This window comes from Streptomyces sp. PH10-H1 (assembly GCF_030063355.1).
In the GTDB taxonomy this organism is placed as follows: Bacteria; Actinomycetota; Actinomycetes; order Streptomycetales; family Streptomycetaceae; genus Actinacidiphila.
Window position 1 is genome coordinate 1 of record NZ_JASISZ010000110.1, and the last position, 20,592, is coordinate 20,592.

The window sequence follows — 20,592 nt, forward strand, 5'->3', positions numbered from 1 at the left end:
TATCCGGCCCGCCGGCAACGCCACCCCCCGGGGCGTACGTCAGAACCGTGGGCCCGCAACGGACACTTTCGATCCGACGGGAGGGGGACGGGGCCGCAGGGGCGGGGGTTCGAAATGCTGCCGAGCCATTTGTGGGCCGCAAGGCCCGTAAATAGTCGATTTCGAACCCCCGCACCGGAGGACCCGGCCCCCGGACCTGGCAGGATGCCCGAACACACCCGACCAGAAGGCGGCACATCCATGGCCCACGCAGACGTAGACGTAGACCCCCACGTCCAAGCCGCGTTCGAAGCGGCCAAAGGCTTCATGCCGCTCGACGAAGGCCTCGCCCTCCACGCCGCCGCCACCGACGCCGCCACCCGCCTGAAAGGCCTGCCACTGCTCGAAGTGGGCACCTACTGCGGTCGCTCCACGATCCTCCTCGCCGCCGCGGCCCGAGCGGCCGGCACTGTGGCCGTCACCGTGGACCACCATCGCGGCAGCGAAGAGCAGCAGCCCGGCTGGGAGTACCACGACAGGGACCTCGTCGACCCGGAGGTCGGCCTGATGGACACCCTGCCGACGTTCCGGCGGACGCTCCACGCCGCCGGTCTGGAGGACGACGTGATCGCGATCGCGGGCCGTTCCCCGAAGGTCGCGGCGGCCTGGGGGAAGCCGCTTGGCCTGGTCTTCATCGACGGCGGGCACACCGATGAGCACGCCACCGCCGACTACGAGGGCTGGGCCCCCCACGTGGCGCCGGAGGGCCTGCTGGTGGTCCACGACGTGTTCCCCGATCCGGCGGACGGCGGCCAGGCGCCGTACCGGGTGTACCGGCGGGCGCTGGAGTCCGGGGCGTTCACGGAGGTGTCGGTGACGCGCTCACTGCGGGTGCTGCGCCGTACGGGAGCGGGGATCTGAGATGGCCCGATAGCATCGGAATCGTGTTCAACGACGAGTCAAGGACAAGTGGCAGGGCCGGCGCCCTGGTCATTTCCGCGGCCGTGCTGGTGCCCACCTGCTTCGCGGGCTGGCTCGTGTACCAGTCGCTGCACGGGCCGGGCGGTGGCGACGGGTCCCAGCGGGTGCTGCCCCTGCCGTCGGCGTCGGCGCCGCGCGGGAACGACTCGGTGGACGGCAAGGCCGCGCCTTCGGTGCCTGCGGCGTCGCTGACGCCGTCGACGGCGTCGTCCGGCGCGCAGGACCCCACATCGGATCCAGCGAAAGCGGCTCCCGCCGCCCCCCTCCCCCTCCGGGGAAAGGTCGTTGTCATCGACCCGGGACACAACACGAACAACGTGAACCACACCGCCGAGATCAATCGACTCGTGAATATCGGGACGACCAGCAAAGAATGCGACACAACCGGCACATCCACCAATAGTGGATATGCGGAGGCGTCGTTCTCTCTCGACGTGTCGCGCCGGGTCCGTGCCCTGCTGGCGGAGCGCGGTGCGAGGGTGCGGTTGACGCAGGACGGCGACCGCACGTTCGGGCCGTGCATCGACGAGCGGGCGCGGATCGGCAATGAGGCGCACGCGGACGCGGCCGTGTCCGTCCACGGGGACGGATCGGCGGCGGGGAATCGCGGATTCCATGTGATCACGCCGGCCACCGTGCACGCGGGGGCCGCCGACACCCGGCCCATCGTGGCGCCGTCCGGGCTGCTCGGCCTGGCCCTCAAGGCGCACTTCGCGTCCGCGACGGATTCCCAGCCGTCGAACTACCTCGCGGACGGCACCGGGCTGATGGCCCGCGACGATCTGGGCGGGCTCAATCTGTCCACGGTCCCGAAGGCGTTCATCGAGTGCGGCAATATGCGGGACGCCCAGGACGCGGAAAAGTTCACGGATCCGACGTGGCGGCAGCGCGCGGCGGAGGGCATTGCTGACGGAATTACTGCTTTCCTCCAAGGGAAGAGGTGACCAACCGGTAGCCATTCGGCGCCGATTGCGCACCAGTTGCCGCACCCGGCTCACCGGCTGCGAACCGCACCCTTACGATGGGGGGCCACCCCCGCGCCTCGCCCATGAACTGGCAGAGAGCGCTGCGCGTACCGGCGACAGCGACGAAGACCCCGAGACTGACAAAGGACCTTACGTGAACATCCGCTCCCTGTCCCGAGGAGACGGCGCGGTGATCGGAGCAGCGGTACTGCTGCTGATCGCCTCGTTCCTGCCGTTCTTCACCTACAAGTCGTACAGCGGCTCCGGCGAAGGCGTCGTAGAGAAGTCGGTCAGTTCATGGAACTCCGCACTGTTCCCGGTGCTGCCTTCCGTGACTCTCGCCGCGCTGATCGCCGCGGGCCTGATCGTCGCCGCCCGGACGCAGCCCGCGGGGCGTCAGGTGCTCGGACTGGCGCTTGACCAGTGGGGTGTGGCGCTCGCCGTCTTCGCCGGCTGGTCGGCCCTGTGGTCGGCGCTGTCCAACCTCTCCCCCGAATCCAGCGACGGTGTCAGCAAGGGCGTCGGCGCGTGGCTGACGCTCGTCTTCGGCATCGCGCTCGCGGTCGTCGCGGTGCTGTCGACGCGCCTGCCGGCGCTGAAGGCTCCGCTGGCCGGCGCTCCGAAGCCGCCGCAGCAGCCGTACCCGGGCCAGCCCTACCCGGGCGCTCCGCAGCCGGGTCTGGCACAGCCGGGTCTGGCACAGCCGGGCATGCCGCAGCCGGGTGGCTACGGCTACCCGGGGGCTCCGGCGCCCGACCCGTCGTTCGGCGGACAGCCGCAGCCGCACGCCTTCGGCGGTCAGCCGCCCGCCCCGGCGGCCCCGCAGGCCCAGCAGCCGCAGCCCGGTTCCCCGGACTTCACGGCGTTCTGGTTCGCGGTGCCGGTGCCGCGCCCGCTGTTCCCTGAGGACGGCTCGCCGACGCCGATCGCCGAGCTGGCGCCGGGTACCTGGTACCTGGCCGTTGAGCAGCGCGGTCCCGCGCTGGTCGCGCAGACGCAGGACGGCCGTCGCGGCGTGCTGCAGGACACCAGCGGTATCCAGCGCGGCTGATCACCAGCCGGCTCGGCCGATCACTCGGCCATGCGCACAGCGTGAGCCCCCGTCCGGTGTCCGGGCGGGGGCTCACGCCTTTCGCGGCCGCGGCCGGTGCCGTACAGTCCCGAACTGAACTGACGCATCGTCAGATATCGGGAAGGGGCGGCCCCGTGAGACTCGGACTGGCACTCGGCTACTGGGGGCGCGGCCCCCACCCGCACGACGTGGAACTCGCGCAGGAGGCCGAGCGGCTCGGCTACCACTCCGTCTGGACCGCCGAGGCGTGGGGCTCCGACGCCTTCACCCCGCTGACCTGGATCGCCGCGCACACCTCCCGTATCAAACTGGGGACCGGCATCGCGCAGATGGCCGCCCGCTCCCCCACCGCCACCGCGATGCACGCCCTCACCCTGGACCATCTGTCCGGCGGGCGGATGATTCTCGGCCTCGGGCTCTCGGGGCCTCAGGTGGTCGAAGGCTGGTACGGCCGGCCGTTCCCGAAGAGCCCGCTGACGGCGACCCGGGAGTATGTGGAGGTGCTGAGGCAGGTCTTCCGGCGGGAAGGTCCGGTGGAATTGGCGGGCCGGTTTCACAGTCATCCGTACTCCGGCGAGGACGGTACCGGACTCGGCAAACCGCTCAAGCCGATCACCCACCCGCTCCGCGCCGACCTCCCGATCCTGCTCGGCGCGGAAGGCCCGAAGAACATCGCGCAGACGACCCGCATCGCGGACGGCTGGATGCCGCTGTACTGGTCGCCGATGCGTACCGATGTCTACGAGCTGTCGCTGGCCGACGCCCCCAAGGACTTCATGGTCGCGCCCCTGGTGCGGGCGAAGGTGTGCGACGACGTGGCCGAGGGGCTGCTGCCCGTCAAGGCGATGCTCGGCTTCTACATCGGCGGGATGGGTGCGCAGGCGAAGAACTTCCACGCCGACCTGATGGCCCGGATGGGGTACGAGGAGGAGGCCCGGCACATCCAGCGGCTGTTCCTCGACGGGCGCAGGGAGGAGGCGGTGCTGGCGGTGCCGGATGCTTTCGCGGACGAGATCTCGCTGGTCGGGCCGCGGGAGCGGATCGCGGAGCGGCTGGAGATGTGGCGGTCGGGGCCGGTCACGGACTTGCTGGTGACGGCGCCGGACGCGTCCACGCTGCGAGTACTGGCCGAGCTGAACGCCTAGGCGGCGGGCTTGGGGGTTGGGTCCGGTCGGGTGCGGGTCGGGGGCCGGGGGCCGGGTCCTCCGGGGCCGGGTTCCGTTGGGATCGCTCTCCTCTGCGGTCCCGGCCCCCCTGCAGCTTTTAGCCGCCCAGCTGGCTTGCTGACGGGATCTGGTCCGTCACGGTGGCGCCGGCCTTTTTGCCCGCGTCCTTTACGCCGTTGATCGTGTTCTCGAAGCTGCCGACCACGGCATCCGTCGAGTCGCCCTTGCGCAGCTTGCTCGGCAGGTCCTTGAGTGCGTCGATTCCGCTGGTCAGCGGGGCGACCAGTTTGGACAGCGTCGGATCACCCTTGGCGTTGTCGGCTGCGGCCTTGAGGCGGTTGTAGGCGAACGCTCCGGCCAGGCCCGCCTTGACCAGGGCGAACGTCCGGCCGTCCGCGCCCTTTTTGAACGTGCCGGCACGGAACGGCTTGATGATCCACTGGTAGGTGGCACCCGCCGCGAGCCCGGCGTTCGCCACGAAGCGGGTCTTGGCGAGCTTCTGCTGCTCTGCCGTGGTCGATGGCGTCGGACTGCCGGACGTCGCCGCGTTCTTCGCCTTGTCGTTGCAGGCGGTCGTCGCGGTGAGGAGCGCGGTGCAGAGCAGCAACGCGGTCAGCAGGCGGCGCAGGGGGATGCCATTCGGCACGGTCGACCTCCGAGGACGTACGGGGCACACGTCCTCGCAGGATCACCCGCCCCGCGCACCCCCGCCACTCGGGGCGGCTCGGACCGCTCAGAAGGCCGTACGTGCCAGCCAGTGGTCCAGCAGCGCGCGGTCCCCGAGCACCTGCACCCGGTCGCTGTCGAGCGGCAGCCGCCGGTAGAAGGCGAGCAGCAGGTCGGTGAGCGGGGCGCGCAGCGCGACATCGCCCTTGGCGTGTTCACGCCGCCAGGTGACGGCTTCCGGACCGCGCTCTATGACCCATTCCGCCACCAGCCCGTCCGGACTGTCGGTCGCGTGCAGGTGGAGGGTCTGTCCATGGCCGCGCAGTTCCGCGAGTTCCGGGGTCTGTTCGACGGCGAGCGGATCGGTGATGATCTCCAGCCATTCGTCGATCGCGTCAGCGGCGAGCTCGGCGGGCGCGTGGTAGTCGCTCCAGGTGGCCAGCGAGGCGTCGGCGCGGTGCACCAGGGTCTCCAGGACCATCCGGCGGGCCCAGAATCCGGCTTCCTGCGGCCGGGCCCAGGTCCATACGGGCAGCTCGGGGCCCGCTTCGCGGAGCGTGGCGGCGAACCGCTCGGCGCCATCGGCCAGCCAGCTGTCCAGCCGGCCGGCGCCCGCCGGCGCCTCGTAGTCCGGCACTTGGTTCTCGGGGAGGTACTCCTCGGCCCTGGTTCTGACGATCGCCTCCGCCCAGCGGTGCGCCTGGCCGACGTGGGCCGCCAGCTCGTGCAGGGTCCAGCCCGGGCAGGTGGGCACCTTCGCACCGGGGTCGGAACCGCGGAGTGTGTCGCGCAGCCGGGCGGTCTCCTCGACGATCGCTGTGCAGTACGCCTCGTGCGCCAACCAGGCCATGCGCCGCCGCCCCTGTCACTTCGGATCGAAAGGATTGTCCACCAGCAGTTTCAATCAGCCTAACCGGGCAAGGCGAGGGTTATGTCCAGACGCTACCGAGGCAATCCCGCAGCGGCGATCATCCTGATCGCCGCAGATGTCGCAGCCCTGATCCTGATCGTGTGGATACTGATGTATCTGCTCGACGCCAACAGGGCCAACGACCTGGTCAACTGGGTCCACAATTCAGCGAATTGGCTGGCGGGCTGGTCCCTCGACCTGTTCACGATGAATTCGGACAAACTCCGCACCGTGCTGAACTACGGCCTGCCGGCCGCGGTCTACCTGGTCATCGGCCACGCGGTGGCCGGCCGGGTCAACCGCGCCTGACCCGGCGCTAACAGCAGCCCGCGTCGTCCGGGGCCAGGCCGATCGGAAGCCGTTCGCCGCCGAAGACCGCGGTGGTCGCCTCGTCCCCCCCGAGCGCGGCCACCGCCAGCAGCAGCGCGCCCGCCGTCCAGGAGGTGCGCTCCTCCGGCCATACGGCGTCGTCATCGTAGACGTAGCCGGTCCAGTACATGCCGTCCTCCCCGACGCGCAGGTGCTGGATGTCGGCGAGGATCTCCACCGCGCGGTCGGACTCGCCCATCGCCCACAGGGCGAGGGCGAGTTCCGCGCTTTCGCCCCCGGTGACCCAGGGGCGGTCCGAGACGCAGCGGACCCCGAGGCCGGGCACCACGAAGGCCTCCCAGTGCGCCTCGATGCGCTCCTTGGCGGCAGGACCACGCAGCGCGGTACCGAGCACCGGGTAGTACCAGTCCATCGAGAAGCGGCCCTTGTCGAGGAACCGCTCGGGGTGATGGAGCACCGCGTGGCCGAGCAGGCCGGTCGCCAACTCCCAGTCGGGCTGCGGCTCTTCGCGGTAGTCGGCGACGGCCAGCGCGCAGCGCAGCGCCTGATAAATGGAGGACGAGCCGGTGAGCAGCGCCTCCTCGGGGAAACTGCCGTCGTCGTCACGCTTCCAGGCGATCTGCCCGCCGGGCAGCTGGAGGGCGAGGACGAACTCCACCGCGGCGTAGAGCGTCGGCCACAGACGCTCGAGGAAGGCGTCGTCGCCGGTGGACAGATAGTGGTGCCAGATCCCCACGGCGACGTAGGCGACGAAGTTGGTCTCGCGCGTCCGGTCGGAGGGCTCGCCCGCCGCGACCCCGGCTGCCGTATCCGCGCCCGGCACGTCCCCGGCGTACGAGTACGCGGCGTACCAGGAGCCGTCGGCGTTCTGCCGGTCGGCGAGCCAGCGGTACGCGGCCTCTGCGCGGCTGTGCTCGCCCGCGGCGTCCAGCGCCATGGCCGACTCGACGTGGTCCCAGGGGTCGAGGTGACCGCCGGTGAACCACGGAATGGCGCCGTCGGCCCGCTGGATCGCGGCGATGCCGGCCACGGTCAGCTCGGCCTCCTCCGCGGTGAGAACTCCGGGCAGGACGAGGTGCTCGGTGCGCCCCGGACTCGTCATGCGTCCACCCCGGCGGCCGCGGCGGGCAGGTGCGGCTTGGTGGCGTAGGCCACGAAACTCTTGCCGATGAGCGGGTTGAGGGCCTGCTCGGCGACCCTGGTGGCCAGCGGCTTCTTCATGATGTCCCAGACCAGGAGCTTGTGGTACAGCTTCACCGGCAGGGCCTTGTCGTTGTCGACGCCGACGGCGCACTTGATCCACCAGTACGCGGAGTGCAGCCCGTGCGCGTGGTGGGTGCCGTAGGGCGTGAGGCCGGCCTCACGCATCTTGCCGAGGAGTTCGTCGCCCCGGTAGATGCGGATGTGGCCGCCCTCGACCTCGTGGTAGGCGTCGGAGAGCGCCCAGCAGATCTTCTCGGGACCGAAGCGCGGCACGGTGATCGCTATCCGGCCGCCCGGCCGCAGCACCCGCACCATCTCGGCGAGTACGCCCTTGTCGTCCGGGATGTGTTCCATGACCTCGGAGATGATCACGACGTCGAAACTGTCGTCCGGGAACGGCAGCTGCAGCGCGTCGCCCTCCATGGCGATGGCGGAGGCACCGGCCGGGGCCTCGCCCTCCGCCTTCATCGCCGCGAACCACTTGGCGACCTCGCGGATCTCGTCGCCGTTGCGGTCCAGGGCGACGACATGGGCGCCGCGCCGGTAGCACTCGAAGGCGTGCCGGCCCGCGCCGCAGCCCAGATCGAGCACCCGGTCGCCGGGTGCGAGCGGGAAACGGGAGAAGTCGACGGTCAGCACGGAGCCTCTGCTTTCGTCCGGGGGTTCGTGGCGGGGGCGGCGGACTGGGCGGCGATCGCCGCCCGGTAGTGCTCTGCGGTGCCGATGGCGGCCTGTTCCCAGGTGAAGCGGGTCAGCACCCGCTGCCGGCCGGCCGCGCCCAGGCGGCGGCGCAGGTCCACGTCCCCGAGCAGCCGGCCCAGCGCCGCGGCGAGCGCGCCGGCGTCGCCGGGCGGTACGGCCAGACAGGTCTCGCCGTCGGTTCCGGCCACCTCGGGGATCGCACCGCCGGTGGTGGCGACCAGCGGGGTGCCGGTGGCCATCGCCTCGGCGGCGGGCAGCGAGAAGCCTTCGTAGAGCGAGGGGACACAGGCGACCTCGGCGCCGCGGATGAGGTCGACGAGTTCGGCGTCACTGATGCCCTTGACGAAGTCGATGGCGCCTTCGAGGCCGAACTTGGTGATGGCGGCGGCGACCGGGCCGCCCTCGGCGCGCTTGCCGACGACGACGAGATGCGCGTCGGGACGCTCGGCACGGAGCTTGGCGAGCGCCTCGACGAGGTGGACCAGGCCCTTCAGCGGCACATCCGCGCTGGAGGTGGTGACGATCCGGCCGGGGATCTCGGGCACCGAGGCGTCCGGCGAGAAGAGCCGGGTGTCCGCGCCGATGTGCACGACATGGACGCGGTCGGGGCGCACCCGCAGATCCTCCACGATCTCCGCGCGGGAGGAGCCGGAGACGGTCAGCACGGACGGGAGACGGCGGGCGACGCGCTTCTGCATCTGCGTGAAGCCGTACCAGCGGCGTACGGACAGCCTGCGCTTCCAGCTGGGGGCCGCGGCCAGGTCCAGCCGCCGGTCGACGGTGATCGGGTGGTGGATCGTCGTGACCAGCGGGGTGCCGAGCCCGAGCAGCCCGTAGCCGAGCGTCTGGTTGTCGTGGATCACGTCGAACTCGCCCTGCCGGGCGGCCAGATGGCGCCGGGCACGGAGTGAGAACGTCAGCGGTTCCGGGAACCCGCCGGTCCACATCGTGCCGACCTCGACGGCGTCGATCCAGTCGCGGTACTCGCCGGGCCGGGGAGTGCGGAACGGGTCCGGCTGCCGGTAGAGGTCCAGGCTGGGCAGCTCGGTCAGGGTCACACCCTCACCGAGGGCGTCGAGCACCGGGTAGGGCTGGGCACCGATCACCTCGACGGAATGGCCGAGCCGGGCCAGCTCACGGGAGAGATGACGTACGTAGACGCCCTGGCCCCCGCAGAAGGGGTTCCCCTTGTAGGTGAGCAGCGCGATCCGTAGTGGCATGGCCTCAACGGTCACTCCCGGCCCCCTTCTCACTCACTTCCGCCGGAGCGTAACCGGTCGCGCTAATCTAGAACAAGTTTCAGACTCGTTCGTTCAGAACCGAATCTACCGGCAGCGGGACAGCCCCGAATGAGGCGGACCAGGTGATTCGCACCACGACACCTGGGCTGCCATCATGCAACGCAGCGCCACGGTGACCGCGGAATACGGATGGAATGTCACGGAATGGGACAAATGACAACAGAACCCAAGCCGCCGGCGCCGTCGTCATCTCTGCTGACCGAGCGTCAGGAGGCCCGGCGCCGTCGCATCCTGCACGCCAGCGCGCAGCTCGCCTGCCGCGGCGGTTTCGACGCGGTCCAGATGCGTGAGGTCGCCGAGAACTCCGGCGTCGCCCTCGGCACGCTCTACCGCTACTTTCCTTCCAAGATCCATCTGCTGGTCGCCACCATGCAGGACCAGCTCGGCCAGATGCACGAGACGCTGCGGAAGCGCCCGCCGGTCACCGCCGAGCCAGCCGACCGGGTCGCCGAGACCCTGATGCGGGCCTTCCGCGCGATGCAGCGCGAGCCGCACCTCGCCGACGCCATGGTGCGCGCCCTGACGTTCGCCGACCGCTCCGTGAGCCCCGAGGTCGACACGGTCTCCCGGCTCACCACCGCGATCATCCTCGACGCCATGGGGCTCGACGGCCCGCCGACCGCCGACCAGCTGTCCGCGGTCCGGGTGATCGAGCACACCTGGCACTCGGCCCTGGTGACCTGGCTGTCCGGCCGCGCCTCCATCGCCCAGGTGAAGATAGACATCGAGACGGTGTGCCGGCTCATCGACCTGACGGCGCCGGAGCAGCGGGCCTGAGAGGCCCGCGCAACCTCGGGCGCCCTGTGCCCTGTGCCCTGTGCCCTGCGCCCTGCGCCCTGCGCCTGCATGATCACCGCTGGCGCCCGCGGGAGCGCCGTACGGCACCGGCCCGACCCCGGCGTGCGAGGGGCACATGCGCGCGGCTTGTGCGCCTCCATGCCCCTCCTTGGCCGGATTGCGGCGCCATGCGCGCCGCCATCGCGGGTACGAATGGGGTTGCTCGGTACGAGGTCAGGTAACACGGTTCTCAGAGGGGCGAATGTGATCCGGGTTTTACTGGTACATGACACATGGCTGATGCGGTCCGCGCTCGCCGCGCTGCTGGGCAGGGAGCACGACATCGAGGTGGTCGCCACTCCCTGGCGCAACGCACCACGACGTGCACGCTCGTTACGGACTCAGGTCTGTGTGGTCGACGTGGAGTGTCCCGGCGCCGCGGAACATGACAACGTGGCGCAACTGACAGAGTTACAGGACCACGCGGCCGGCCAGGAGTGCGCATTGCTCGTTCTGGCCACCGCGAGCCGCCCGGGTCTGCTGCGCCGCGCGTCGCAGGCCCGGGCGCTGGGGTTCGTCAACAAAGACGCCCCGCCGGAGGAGTTGGTACGCGGAATCCGGCGGGTCGCCACAGGAAAACGTTTCATCGACAATTCGCTCGCCTTCGACTTTCTCCAGGCCGCCGACATTCCGCTGACGCCCCGCGAGTTGAGCGTGCTGTCACTCGCCGCCGAGGGCGCGTCCATCGGCGAGATCGCCCGCGGCCTGCACCTGGGCAATGGAACCGTGCGCAACTACATGGCCGCGATCACCCGCAAGACGGGTGCCCGCAACCGGGTGGACGCGATACGGATATCCCGGGTGGCCGGATGGCTGTGACCAGTTCCCCACCAGGTCCTGGTAGAGCGCGGAGCGCTCCAGCAACTCCTCATGGCTGCCGCAGACCGTGTGCGTACCGTCCATGACCATGCCCCGGTCCGCGCGCCGCGCCGAACTGATGCGGTGCGCGATCACGATCAGCGCGCCGCCGCCCGGCCGGGGCGCAAGGCCTGTTCCGCGCGAGCCTCCGCGGTCGGGTCGAGGTGGCAGGTCGACTCGTCCAGAAGCACGAGAGGCGCGGGCGACAGATAGGCGCCGTGTCCGCGCGGTGCGGGCTCCGTACGGCGTCGCCCAGGCTTCGCGCCACCACCCGCCCCATCAGGCTGCCGCGGAGGGGTTCCACCAGGGCCGCCACCGCACGGAACACCCGTCCCGTCCCGTCCCGTACGCGCCCGCCGCCACGGCCAGCGCAGCCGCGCCCAGCCAGCCGAGGCCCACCGCGCTGTGTCCCGCCAGGAATCCGTCGTCCAGGGCCCGCGCCAGCGCGAACCCGGTCAGGAACGTCTCCCCCGCCTCCAGCAGGGACCATCCGAGTAGCGCGGCCAGCACCCGCGGCCGCCGCACCGGCCGGGATGGGCGAAGGCGCGGGCCAGGCCGAGGCGTTGGGACTCTCCGCCGGAGAGGAACGCATCGCCGCAGGGCGTGGCGTAGCCGTGCAGGAGGAGCCGGATGAAGCTGTCGGCACAGGCGCTACGGGCGGCCTCCCTGACCCGGTCCTGGCCGGGGTCGGGGATGCCGAAGGCGATGGTGCCGCCGATGGTGTCCCCCAGCAGCGCGGGACGTTCGAAGGCGTAGCCGACGGCGCCGCGCAGTTCGTCGCGGGAGAGGCCCGACAGCGGAACGCCGTCGAGTACGACGGTTCCCTGGTCCGGATCGGCGAGCCGCCCCGCGATCGCGGCCAGTACGGACTTGCCGGTGCCTGAGCGTCCGACGACGGCCACGGAGGTACCGCCGGGCACGGTCAGATCGAGGTGGTCAGCACGGTGCGTCCGCCGCGTACCACCGTGATGTCGCGCAGCTCGAGCCGACCCGTGCCGCCGGGCGCGAGCCGGTCGTCTCCGTACACCGTGGCCGGTTCCGCGAGGAGATCGGCGAGCCGCCGGGCGGCGGTGCGGCTGCGGACCAGCCCGTTGATCTGGCCCACGGCCATGCCGAGGGCGGTGGCGAGAACCGCGTAACGCGATGCCGCCAGCAGGTCTCCGACGCTCAGCTGCCGCTGGGCGAGGCGGACACCGCCGACCGCGAGGACGGCGATCTGCAGGAGCGGTACGACGGTGGCGGCCTGCGCGGTGGAGCGGCCCTGGATGCGCCACATCCGCAGTCCCTGGCGGCTCACTTCCGGCAGGGGTTCCATGATGCGGGCGGTCTCGCGGGCGGTGGTACCGGCGGCGGCGATGGTGGGGGCGCCGCCGAGCGCTTCGACGAGCCGGCCCGCGATGTCGCCCTGGGCGGTCTGGTAGCGGGTGATGCTGTCGGTCGAGCGGCGGACGAAGGCGCGCAGCGTCAGGGCGAGGACCGGCAGGCCGACGAGAAAGGCGGCCGCGAGCCAGGGATCGATGAGGGCGAGGGCGACGAGGCCGCCGACCGGGGTGGCCACGGTGGCGAGCAGGGTGGCGGCCTGGGCCGGGGCGGTGCCCGCGTGGGCCGCGTTGCCGACGAGCCGGGCGGACGAGGTCGCCGGGCGGGAAGCGGGAGGTGACACGCGGTCCTGTGGCCGGTACGCGGCGCAGCAGACGGCCGCGCATCCAGGCGGTGCCACGGGCGTTGGTGACGCCGGTGATCAGCCCGTTGAGGGCGTCGAGGAGGACCAGCGCGCCGGTGATGGCGCCGCAGAGCAGGGATCCACCGGGTGGCCTGCGGACCGCTGTCGCGGGTGAGCAGCAGGTCCATAGCCCGGCCGAGGGCGGCCGGCAGAGCGAGTCCGATGGCCGCCGAGACGGTGGTGCACAGACAGAGGGCGGCGCTGCGGCCCGCGCGTAGGTCTGCGGGATTTCCATCGTCTGCAGGTCGAGAAGTGCCATGGTGTAGTTACGGCGGGTCCGGTGGCGCCGTGCAGGAGTCCGGTGTGGTTCCCCGGGCCCTCGGCGAGCCGGTCGGCGACCGACTGGGCCGCTTCCAGCGCATGGTCACGCAGCCGGCTCTCTCCGGTGGTCCGGGAGAGGTGGTCCAGCACCAGCCCGGCTCCGGCGAGACCGCCGTACAGGTCGGGGACCATGCGCTGCCATCTCTCGGCGAGCACGCGTTCCGTCAGTTCCAGGGCGCGCGCGGTGTGGCCGAGCCGGTCGAGGACGTAGGCGGTGCCGAGCAGGCCGTCGTAGAGACCCAGCGGGGTGCCGAGCGGCGGCGGGTCGGTGTGCCGCAGTAACCATTCCTCACCGGCTTCGTACCGTGCGGCGCCGGTCTCGGCGAGCGCGTACAGCACGCCGGCCGCGCCGTGCGCCAGCCCGAGGCCGCCGCCGTCGGAGAACTGGGCGACGTCCCCGGGGAACAGCCGGTCGTCGCGTTCCGGGGTCGCGGAGGCGAGGACCGCGCGGACCATCGAGTCGCGGCTGCGCGGCCAGTCGGCGGGCTCCACGGGAGCGTAGGGGTCCGGCGGCGGACGGCGGGACTGCTGCCGGTGATGGTCTCGACGGCCTCGTCGAGGAACTCCCTGGGCACCGGGAACTGTTCGGCCACCATGTCCGCCAGGTGAACGGCCTTGTCGCGGTCGATCACCAGCAGCGTCGTCATCGGCAGGAACAGGGCGAGCCGCAGACAGGCGAGCGCGTACCGGTCCACCTCGAAGCCTCTGCGGTCGGCCGGGGCGATGAAGCCGGGGCGGGCCATCACCTGACGCTGGTGCTCGTCGATGTGCGCGGCGGCCTCGAAGTCCAGCAGCGAGACGGATTGTTCGTCGGGCCCGACCTTGATGTTGAACATGTGCAGGTCGTTGAAGACCACGCCCCGGCTGTGCACGGCGGCGACGGCCGCCTCGACGGAGGCGTGGATGCGCAGCGCCCAGTCGGTGTAGTCGGCGACCTCCACCGGGTCGGGTTCGGCGTTGAACAGTTGAACAGCGGAAGGCGCTGCGCGAAGAAGGAGTTGAGGGTGCGGCCCTCCAGGAAGTCCATGACCAGGAATCGGTGGTCGCCCAGGACGGACCAGTCGCGCACCTCGGGGGCCGCCCCGAGCCCGGACAGCCGTTCCAGGGCGGTCTTCTCACGCCCCAGGCGGGTGACGGCGTCGGCCCGGTCGGCGGCCAGTCCGGCGTGCGGCCGGGCCTCCTTGAGGACGACCTTCTCACCGGTCCGCACGTCCTGGCCGGTGTAGACGCCGCCCCCGTTGGAGAAGTGCAGGGCGCTCTCGATGCGGTACGGAAGGTCGTTCGTGGTCGTGGCGTTGCGTGCGTCCAGATGCGGCCGCAGGAAGTCGGGCAGCGTCACCCACGTCGGCACGTGGAAGGCCGGCTCCCGCAGATCCGGTACGAGCCGCCCGTCGGAATCCTCGATGGCGGGCACCATGACCCCGGAATCGTCCACGCAGTACCGGCGGACGAATCCGCCGTACCGGACGTACAGCGGTCCGTCCGCCCAGCGCAGATCGGTGAGGATGTACGGACCCGGCTCGCCGCCCAGCAGGACTTCCAGCTCCCGCAGGATCGTGTGCAGCCGCTCGTCGTCCGCCGGGTAGATGGTGATGAACTTGCCGCTGGATCCACGCCCCGCGTATTTGGAGTTGCGCAGGTACAGGGCGTTGGGACCGGGCACGAACTTGAACGGGATGGCCCGCGGGACGCAGTAGTCCCAGACCTTCGCGATGGTCTTCTCGGCGTTGTCCAGACACGCGGAGACATGGATCTTCCAGCCCTGCTGAGGCGATCCGGGTCTCGGGGCGCCGGCGCCGTCCACCGGGAAGAGGTTCAGCCAGTCGCCGGAGCGTCCGCTGCGCCATCCTTCGGGGACCGGGCGCTGGGCCGCCTCGTACAGCCCCGGCACCGGACCCCGCTTCCGCTCCGGAGCCCGCGGACAAGCGGTCCGGTGTCTCGTAGAAATGCCTGTCGACTAGGCAGAAGACCTCGTACCGCTTGTCCATGGCTCTCCCCCTCCGGCCGCGAGGTGTTGAGATTTTCACGCGGCCGTGACAGGGAACAGTCGTGTCCGTCACGAAAGGACCATGCAGAACGCATACGTGCGGAATGCACGGGTGCCGGGCTGCTCCTCGGGCAAAAGAGCCGGGCTACTCCTCGGGCGGGAAGACCGGCTCCCCGGTGGCGAGGAGCCTGATGGTGATCGCCTCGACCGGGCAGCCCTCGGCGGCCGCCAGCACCAGCTCCGAGGCATCGGCCTCGGCGGCGGCCGGATGGGACTGCCGGGCGTTGTCGAGGGTGAAGCCGTCCGGGGCGGCGCTGACGCACATGCCGGAGCCGATGCAGACCGTACGGTCCACCTCGATGTGCCAGCGGTCGCCCATCAGCCCTCCGCCCCTGCCGTGCCCGCCTTGTAGCCCGCCGGCAGGTGGATCATCTTGTGCTCCAGGTACTCACTGAAGCCCTCGGGACCGAACTCGCGGCCCACGCCGGAGTTCTTGTAGCCGCCGAAGGGGCCGAGCATGTCGAGGCTGAAGGTGTTGACCGAGTACGTGCCGGTCCGCACCTGGCGCGCGATGTCGATGCCGTGCTCGACGTCGCCGGTCCACACGCTGCCGGACAGGCCGAAGTCGGAGTCGTTGGCGATCCGCAGCGCCTCGGCCTCGTCGTCGTACGGGAGCAGGCAGATGACCGGGCCGAAGATCTCCTCGCGGGCGATCCGCATGGAGTTGCTGACATCCCCGAAGAGCGTCGGCTCGACATACCAGCCGGTGTCCAGGCCGGCCGGGCGGCCGCCGCCGGTGAGGACCTTGGCGCCCTCCTCCTGGCCGATCCTGATGAAGTCGAACGAGCGCTGCTGCTGCCGCTTGGCGACCAGCGGGCCGACCTCGGTGGCCGGGTCGAGCGGGTCACCGACGACCAGGGCGGAGGCGGCCGCGGCGAAGCGCTCGGCGATTTCGTCGTAGCGCGAGCGCGGCGCCAGGATCCGGGTCTGGGCGACGCACGCCTGGCCGTTGTTCATCCAGGCGGCCGACGTGATGCCGGGGACGGCGGTGTCCAGGTCCGCGTCGGGCAGGATGACGGCGGCGGACTTGCCGCCCAGTTCAAGGGTGACGCGGGTGAGGTTGCGGGAGGCGACCTCCATCACGCGCCGGCCGGCCGCGACCGAGCCGGTGAACGAGACCTTGTCGATGCCGGGGTGGCCGACCAGGTACTCGCTGACCTCACGGTCGGCCGCCACGATGGACAGCACACCGTCGGGCAGCCCGGCCTCCTTGGTGATCTCGGCGAGGACGTACGCGTCGAGCGGGGTCTCCGGCGACGGCTTCAGTACGACCGTGCAGCCGGTGAGCAGCGCGGGCGCGAGCTTGGCGGCGGCGGTGAACTGCGGGACGTTCCACGGCACTACGGCCGCCACGACGCCGACCGGCTCGCGGCGTACCAGGATCGGGCCGAGGACGCCGGCGCGGTGCTCCTCGTAGGGGAAGTCGCGGGCGACGGTGATCGCCGCGTCCCACACCATCATCGCGCCGAGCGACTGGGCGAGGATGCTCCATGAGTACGGGGAGCCGTTCTCGGAGCTGATGAGGCGGCCTATCTCGTCGTACCGGGCGGCGATCGTGTCCTTGATGCGGGTGACGACGGCGATCCGCTCGTCGAGGGTCATCCGCGGCCACGGGCCCTCGTCGAACGCCTTGCGGGCGGTGGCGACCGCGCGGTCCACGTCCTCGCGGGAGGCGTGCGGCACGCGCCCGATGACCTGTTCCGTGTGCGGGGAGATGACCTCGATGGTCTCGCTGCCGAGCGGGTCCACCAACTGGCCGCCGATGAAAAGCTGTCCGTATTCGATGAGGTCGGTCATTACTGGTGCCTCCTGCGAGTCGGCCCATACCTGACGCTGTTTCAGAACTGATACCAGTTCTAGTTATAGTGGGCAATGACTTCGTCGGCGAGAGGGGACCAGATGGTGCGCGTGACCGACCACGGCGGAGGGGTCTGGAGCATCCCGGTCCCGATCCCCGACAACCCGCTCGGCCACACGCTCGTCCACCTTCTGGACACCGACCGCGGCCCCGTGCTGATCGACACCGGCTGGGACGACCCCGACTCATACGCCGCGCTGGAACGCGGCCTCATCGAGGCGGGCACCTCCGTCGCCGAGGTGCACGGCGTCCTCATCACCCACCACCACCCCGACCACCACGGTCTTTCCGCTCAGGTCCGCGAGGTCTCCGGCGCCTGGATCGCCATGCACGCCGCCGACGCGGACGTCGTACGCCGCACCCGCTCCGCGGAGCCGGCCCGCTGGCTGACCTATATGACCGCCAAACTCGCCGCCGCCGGCGCCCCCGAGGAACACATCGCGCCGCTGCGCGCCGCCCGCGAGTCCGGCAGGCTGCGCAGCCTGCCGGGACTGCTGGCCGCGCTCCCGGACCGCGACATCGTCCCCGGCGAGCTCGTCGATCTCGCCGGCCGGCGACTGCGCGCCATCTGGACGCCGGGGCACACCCCCGGGCACGTCTGCCTGTTCCTGGAGGAGAGCCGCCGGCTCTTCTCCGGCGACCATCTGCTGCCCGGGATCTCCCCGCACATCGGCCTGTACGAGGACCCCGACGACGCCACCGAGACCGATCCCCTCGGCGACTACCTCGACTCCTTGGAACGCATCGGCCGCCTCGACCCCGACGAGGTTCTCCCCGCCCACCAGTACGCCTTCAAGGACGCCGCGGGCCGGGTGCGCGAGCTGCTCGACCACCACGAGGCGCGGCTGGCCGGCCTGCGGGCGCTGATCAGCGAGTCGCCCCGTACGCCCTGGCAGCTCGCCGAGGTCATGGAGTGGAACCGCCCCTGGGAGCAGATCCCCTTCGGCTCCCGCAACATCGCCGTCTCCGAGGCCGAGGCCCATCTGCGGCGTCTGGTGAAGGCCGGCCGCGCCGAGGCCGTCCCGGGCTCCGACCCGGTCGCCTACCAGGCGGTCTGACGTTTCGGTCCGACGGAGCGGGCGGCGCGGACGCGCGCGGGCCGGGCCGGCGCGGACCCCCGCGGGCCGGGACCGGAAGCGCCACCGGCAGGGCATATGGTGTTCGGGACAATTCAATCCACGTCCGAGTGGGGGAAGCCGGCGCGAATCCGGCACTGACCCGCAACCGTGAGCCGTCTCCCAGGGCAGGGGCGGTGAGTCGGAGTACCCGCGCGGACGGGAGCGGCTCCCGGTCCAGGCAAGCGCAGCGATCGGCACCGTCGAGGTTACGGAGCCGGAGCCCGGTGCCCCGCGCAGTGCGCGGGCTCGCAGTGGTGCGCCCGGCCACGCACCCGCTCAGCGAAAGGCATCAACCCCTCATGAAGCTCCGTCGCAGCGCCGCCGCGCTCGCCGCCGCCACTGTGCTCGGTATGGCCGCGGTGCCCGCGGCCTCCGCCGACACCCCGCTGCCGTCCGGCCTCTACGGCACCGCGGACCCGACGTACGACGGGGTGTGGCGGCAGTCGTACGCGCTGCTGGCGCTGAGCACCGCGGGAGTGAAGCCGGCCGACAGCGCCGTGGCCTGGCTCACGGGTCAGCAGTGCGCGGACGGCGGGTTCCCCTCGTACCGCGCCGATCCGGCGAAGGCGTGCGACGCCAAGACGGAGGACACGAACGCGACCGGTATCGCCGTGCAGGCGCTGGTCGCGCTCGGCGGCAAGGACGCGTCCGTGAAGAAGGCCACCGACTGGCTGACGTCGGTGCGCACCAAGGACGGCGGCTGGTCGTACAACCCCGGCGGCGCCTCCGACCCGGACTCCACCGGTGTGGTGATCGGCGCGCTGGCAGCCGTCAAGCAGGACGTCAAGCCGTCGCAGGACAGCCTGAAGGCCTTCCAGTTCGGCTGCGACGCGAAGGCCGCCGACCGCGGGGCCTTCGGATACCCGATGAACGGCAAGCTCACGGTGAACGCCAAGGCCACCGCCGACGCGGTGCGCGGTGCGCGGGGTACGGGCTTCGTCGTCACCGCGCCGACCGCCAACCAGGCTGCGAAGGCCTCGGACTGCGCGTCACCCGACGCGTACAAGTCGCTGGACGCGGCCGGTTCGGCCTCGGCCGGTGCCGCGTATCTGGCAGCGCAGCTCACCGCGGGCGGCGGGCATCTGACCGCCGTCACCCCGGGCGCGGACAAGCCGACGGCGGACTACGGCACCACCGCCGACGCGGTGATCGCGCTGGCCGCGGGCGGTCACCTCGACCCGGCGAAGGCGCCGTACGACTGGCTCGCGAAGAACTCCGCCGCCTGGTCGAAGGGCAATCCCGCGGCCCTGTCGCAGCTGATCCTCGCCGCGCACGCGACCGGCAACGACCCGAAGAGCGCGGGCGGCGTGGACCTGGTCCAGCAGCTCACGAACCTCGGCCCGAAGCCGGCCGCCGCCGCGAGCGCGAGCCCGTCCGCATCCGCATCCGACAAGGCCGCGAAGAAGGACGGCAAATCCTCGGCCGCCACCTGGTGGATCGTCGGGGTCTTCTTCGTCGCCAGCATCGGCGTCGGACTCCTCGTCAGCGGCCGCAAGAAGAAGCAGGGCTGATGCCGCGCCCACGGCTGCGGGCGCTCGCGGTGCTGCTGACGCTCGGCGCGTTCCTCGCGGTCACCGCCCTGCCCGCCCAGGCCGCCGCGTACCGCTACTGGTCGTTCTGGCAGCGCTCCGCCTCCGGCGACACGTGGACGTACGCGCAGACCGGGCCCGCGCTGGACCGGCCCGGCGACGGGGCCGTGGAGGGCTGGCGCTTCGCGGCCAGCGCCGAGGCCCAGGACGCGTCGAAGCCGCGTGACGTCCCCGGCGCCACGTCGTTCGCGGCGATCTGCGCGGGAACCCCGGCCGAGGCCGGGAGCAAGCGGGTCGCGCTGGTCCTGGACTTCGGCACGGCCGCCGACGCGGGCGGCGGCCAGACCCCGCCCGCGCCCCGCACCGCGTGCGCGCGGGTCCCCGGTGACGCGACCGGCGCCGACGCGCTCGCCGCCGTCGCCAAGCCGCTGCGCTACAACTCCTCGGGCATGGTGTGCGCCGTCGCCGGCTACCCGAGGACGGGCTGCGGCGAACCGGTCTCCTCCGACACCGGTACGAAGACGAAGACGCCCGCGCCGCAGGCGTCGGGTGACGCGGGCGCCTCCGGCGGTTCCGGCGGCAGCACCTCGCTCGGCGTGTTCGCGGGCATCGCCGCCGTCCTCGCCCTCGGCGGGGCGGCCGTCTGGCAGGCCCGCCGCCGGCGCGGATGAGCGGCAGGGCACGCCGGGCGTTCCGGTGCGGCCACAACACCGCCGCCGCACCGCCGGCGCAGGCGGCGCAGGCGGCGCAGGCGGCGCAGGCGGCGCAGGCGGCGCAGGCGGCGGCGCAGGCGGCGGCGACGCAGGCGGCGGCGACGGACGATGCGCCGAACGCGGCACCGGACGCTCGCAGCGCGCGGGCGGCGAACCCGTTCGGCCGGGCGGCGGGCTCACAGGCGGAGCCGCAGGCCACGCCGCGCCGGGACCCCGCCGGCATCCGGGTCGCGACCGCCACCCGGTCGACCGCGCTGCACGCCGGGGCGTGGTGGCTGTGGGCACTCGGGCTGGCGACTGCGGCGTCCCGGAC

The 20,592-nt window shown here is 71.7% G+C and carries 18 protein-coding genes, 3 pseudogenes and 1 riboswitch; of the genes and pseudogenes, 11 read left to right on the forward strand and 10 right to left on the reverse strand.

Features of this window, described 5'->3' with window-relative positions; translation table 11 throughout:
• Window positions 1-240: 240 nt before the first annotated feature.
• The 4 genes from QMK24_RS37520 to QMK24_RS37535 all read left to right on the forward strand — a co-directional run bounded on the left by QMK24_RS37520 (window position 241) and on the right by QMK24_RS37535 (window position 4,142).
• The gene (locus QMK24_RS37520) at window positions 241-900 is read left to right on the forward strand and encodes a class I SAM-dependent methyltransferase (protein WP_283471372.1); all 660 of its coding nucleotides are present in this window, start codon (window positions 241-243) and stop codon (window positions 898-900) included.
• Window positions 901-923: 23 nt separating this feature from the next.
• Window positions 924-1,904, forward strand: a complete 981-nt coding sequence (locus QMK24_RS37525) for an N-acetylmuramoyl-L-alanine amidase (RefSeq protein WP_502962586.1) — start codon at window positions 924-926, stop codon at window positions 1,902-1,904.
• Window positions 1,905-2,079: 175 nt separating this feature from the next.
• A complete protein-coding gene (locus QMK24_RS37530; protein ID WP_283471373.1) occupies window positions 2,080-2,976 on the forward strand; it encodes a DUF5336 domain-containing protein in 897 nt (298 codons plus the stop codon).
• 155 nt (window positions 2,977-3,131) lie between these two features.
• On the forward strand, window positions 3,132-4,142 hold the full coding sequence (locus QMK24_RS37535; protein ID WP_283471374.1) for an LLM class F420-dependent oxidoreductase: 1,011 nt from the start codon (window positions 3,132-3,134) through the stop codon (window positions 4,140-4,142).
• A gap of 118 nt (window positions 4,143-4,260) precedes the next feature.
• Here the strand turns inward: QMK24_RS37535 and QMK24_RS37540 are convergent, their stop codons facing one another.
• Together QMK24_RS37540 and QMK24_RS37545 are read right to left on the reverse strand one after the other, a co-directional pair.
• Window positions 4,261-4,809 carry a hypothetical protein gene (locus QMK24_RS37540; RefSeq protein WP_283471375.1) on the reverse strand — a complete coding sequence of 183 codons (549 nt, stop codon included), beginning with the start codon at window positions 4,807-4,809 and terminating at the stop codon, window positions 4,261-4,263.
• An 87-nt stretch (window positions 4,810-4,896) separates the two neighbouring features.
• Entirely contained in the window at window positions 4,897-5,679 is a 783-nt protein-coding gene (locus QMK24_RS37545; RefSeq protein ID WP_283471376.1) for a maleylpyruvate isomerase family mycothiol-dependent enzyme, read from the reverse strand.
• An 81-nt stretch (window positions 5,680-5,760) separates the two neighbouring features.
• On the opposite strand from QMK24_RS37545, the gene QMK24_RS37550 reads away from it, so the two are divergent.
• Entirely contained in the window at window positions 5,761-6,048 is a 288-nt protein-coding gene (locus tag QMK24_RS37550) for a hypothetical protein (protein ID WP_283471377.1), read from the forward strand.
• Between the two features lie 7 nt (window positions 6,049-6,055).
• Here the strand turns inward: QMK24_RS37550 and QMK24_RS37555 are convergent, their stop codons facing one another.
• Genes QMK24_RS37555 through QMK24_RS37565 form a run of 3 tightly spaced genes read right to left on the reverse strand, consistent with a single transcriptional unit; the run spans window position 6,056 to window position 9,194 of the window.
• On the reverse strand, window positions 6,056-7,171 hold the full coding sequence (locus QMK24_RS37555; protein WP_283471378.1) for a prenyltransferase/squalene oxidase repeat-containing protein: 1,116 nt from the start codon (window positions 7,169-7,171) through the stop codon (window positions 6,056-6,058).
• Window positions 7,168-7,911, reverse strand: a complete 744-nt coding sequence (locus QMK24_RS37560; RefSeq protein ID WP_283471379.1) for a class I SAM-dependent methyltransferase — start codon at window positions 7,909-7,911, stop codon at window positions 7,168-7,170. Before QMK24_RS37560 ends, QMK24_RS37555 begins: the two co-directional genes overlap by 4 nt.
• Entirely contained in the window at window positions 7,905-9,194 is a 1,290-nt protein-coding gene (locus tag QMK24_RS37565; RefSeq protein WP_283471380.1) for a glycosyltransferase family 4 protein, read from the reverse strand. The genes QMK24_RS37560 and QMK24_RS37565 overlap by 7 nt, the downstream gene beginning before the upstream one ends.
• Window positions 9,195-9,428: 234 nt before the next feature.
• Here QMK24_RS37565 and QMK24_RS37570 point away from each other — a divergent pair, with 234 nt between their 5' ends.
• Entirely contained in the window at window positions 9,429-10,052 is a 624-nt protein-coding gene (locus QMK24_RS37570; RefSeq protein ID WP_283471381.1) for a TetR family transcriptional regulator, read from the forward strand.
• Between the two features lie 300 nt (window positions 10,053-10,352).
• Window positions 10,353-10,931 carry a response regulator transcription factor gene (locus tag QMK24_RS37575; protein WP_283471382.1) on the forward strand — a complete coding sequence of 193 codons (579 nt, stop codon included), beginning with the start codon at window positions 10,353-10,355 and terminating at the stop codon, window positions 10,929-10,931.
• Here QMK24_RS37575 and QMK24_RS37580 read toward each other — a convergent pair.
• The 5 genes and pseudogenes from QMK24_RS37580 to QMK24_RS37605 all read right to left on the reverse strand — a co-directional run.
• Window positions 10,932-11,185 (reverse strand): annotated as a pseudogene (locus QMK24_RS37580) (ABC transporter ATP-binding protein); the annotation flags it as partial.
• 64 nt (window positions 11,186-11,249) lie between these two features.
• Window positions 11,250-11,480, reverse strand: a complete 231-nt coding sequence (locus tag QMK24_RS37585; RefSeq protein ID WP_283471383.1) for a hypothetical protein — start codon at window positions 11,478-11,480, stop codon at window positions 11,250-11,252.
• A gap of 14 nt (window positions 11,481-11,494) precedes the next feature.
• Window positions 11,495-15,002, reverse strand: a pseudogene (gene lanKC / locus QMK24_RS42115) (class III lanthionine synthetase LanKC); the annotation flags it as partial.
• A 144-nt stretch (window positions 15,003-15,146) separates the two neighbouring features.
• Window positions 15,147-15,380 (reverse strand): ferredoxin, encoded by a 234-nt coding sequence (locus QMK24_RS37600; RefSeq protein ID WP_283471384.1) that lies wholly within the window; start codon window positions 15,378-15,380, stop codon window positions 15,147-15,149.
• Window positions 15,380-16,858: an aldehyde dehydrogenase gene (locus QMK24_RS37605; RefSeq protein ID WP_283471386.1), complete on the reverse strand. Its 1,479-nt coding sequence runs from the start codon at window positions 16,856-16,858 to the stop codon at window positions 15,380-15,382. Before QMK24_RS37605 ends, QMK24_RS37600 begins: the two co-directional genes overlap by 1 nt.
• A gap of 102 nt (window positions 16,859-16,960) precedes the next feature.
• Here QMK24_RS37605 and QMK24_RS37610 point away from each other — a divergent pair, with 102 nt between their 5' ends.
• The 4 genes and pseudogenes from QMK24_RS37610 to QMK24_RS37625 all read left to right on the forward strand — a co-directional run.
• Window positions 16,961-17,977 (forward strand): Strvi_7410 family MBL fold metallo-hydrolase, encoded by a 1,017-nt coding sequence (locus tag QMK24_RS37610; RefSeq protein WP_283471387.1) that lies wholly within the window; start codon window positions 16,961-16,963, stop codon window positions 17,975-17,977.
• A 109-nt stretch (window positions 17,978-18,086) separates the two neighbouring features.
• Window positions 18,087-18,207, forward strand: a riboswitch (cobalamin riboswitch).
• A gap of 129 nt (window positions 18,208-18,336) precedes the next feature.
• Complete coding sequence (locus QMK24_RS37615) at window positions 18,337-19,548, forward strand: SCO2321 family membrane protein (RefSeq protein ID WP_283471388.1); 1,212 nt, start codon at window positions 18,337-18,339, stop codon at window positions 19,546-19,548.
• The gene (locus tag QMK24_RS37620; protein WP_283471389.1) at window positions 19,548-20,237 is read left to right on the forward strand and encodes an SCO2322 family protein; all 690 of its coding nucleotides are present in this window, start codon (window positions 19,548-19,550) and stop codon (window positions 20,235-20,237) included. The genes QMK24_RS37615 and QMK24_RS37620 overlap by 1 nt, the downstream gene beginning before the upstream one ends.
• A pseudogene (locus QMK24_RS37625) lies at window positions 20,234-20,592 on the forward strand (hypothetical protein); the annotation flags it as partial. The gene QMK24_RS37620 and the pseudogene QMK24_RS37625, both read left to right, overlap by 4 nt.

Bases quoted from the DNA above. Each gene is read 5' to 3' on its own strand.
- QMK24_RS37520 (WP_283471372.1), top strand. From the start codon at position 241: ATGGCCCACGCAGACGTAGACGTAGACCCCCACGTCCAAGCCGCGTTC.
- QMK24_RS37545 (WP_283471376.1), bottom strand. From the start codon at position 5,679: ATGGCCTGGTTGGCGCACGAGGCGTACTGCACAGCGATCGTCGAGGAG.
- QMK24_RS37550 (WP_283471377.1), top strand. From the start codon at position 5,761: ATGTCCAGACGCTACCGAGGCAATCCCGCAGCGGCGATCATCCTGATC.
- QMK24_RS37555 (WP_283471378.1), bottom strand. From the start codon at position 7,171: ATGACGAGTCCGGGGCGCACCGAGCACCTCGTCCTGCCCGGAGTTCTC.
- QMK24_RS37565 (WP_283471380.1), bottom strand. From the start codon at position 9,194: ATGCCACTACGGATCGCGCTGCTCACCTACAAGGGGAACCCCTTCTGC.
- QMK24_RS37570 (WP_283471381.1), top strand. From the start codon at position 9,429: ATGACAACAGAACCCAAGCCGCCGGCGCCGTCGTCATCTCTGCTGACC.
- QMK24_RS37575 (WP_283471382.1), top strand. From the start codon at position 10,353: ATGCGGTCCGCGCTCGCCGCGCTGCTGGGCAGGGAGCACGACATCGAG.
- QMK24_RS37600 (WP_283471384.1), bottom strand. From the start codon at position 15,380: ATGGGCGACCGCTGGCACATCGAGGTGGACCGTACGGTCTGCATCGGC.
- QMK24_RS37605 (WP_283471386.1), bottom strand. From the start codon at position 16,858: ATGACCGACCTCATCGAATACGGACAGCTTTTCATCGGCGGCCAGTTG.
- QMK24_RS37610 (WP_283471387.1), top strand. From the start codon at position 16,961: ATGGTGCGCGTGACCGACCACGGCGGAGGGGTCTGGAGCATCCCGGTC.
- QMK24_RS37615 (WP_283471388.1), top strand. From the start codon at position 18,337: ATGAAGCTCCGTCGCAGCGCCGCCGCGCTCGCCGCCGCCACTGTGCTC.
- QMK24_RS37620 (WP_283471389.1), top strand. From the start codon at position 19,548: ATGCCGCGCCCACGGCTGCGGGCGCTCGCGGTGCTGCTGACGCTCGGC.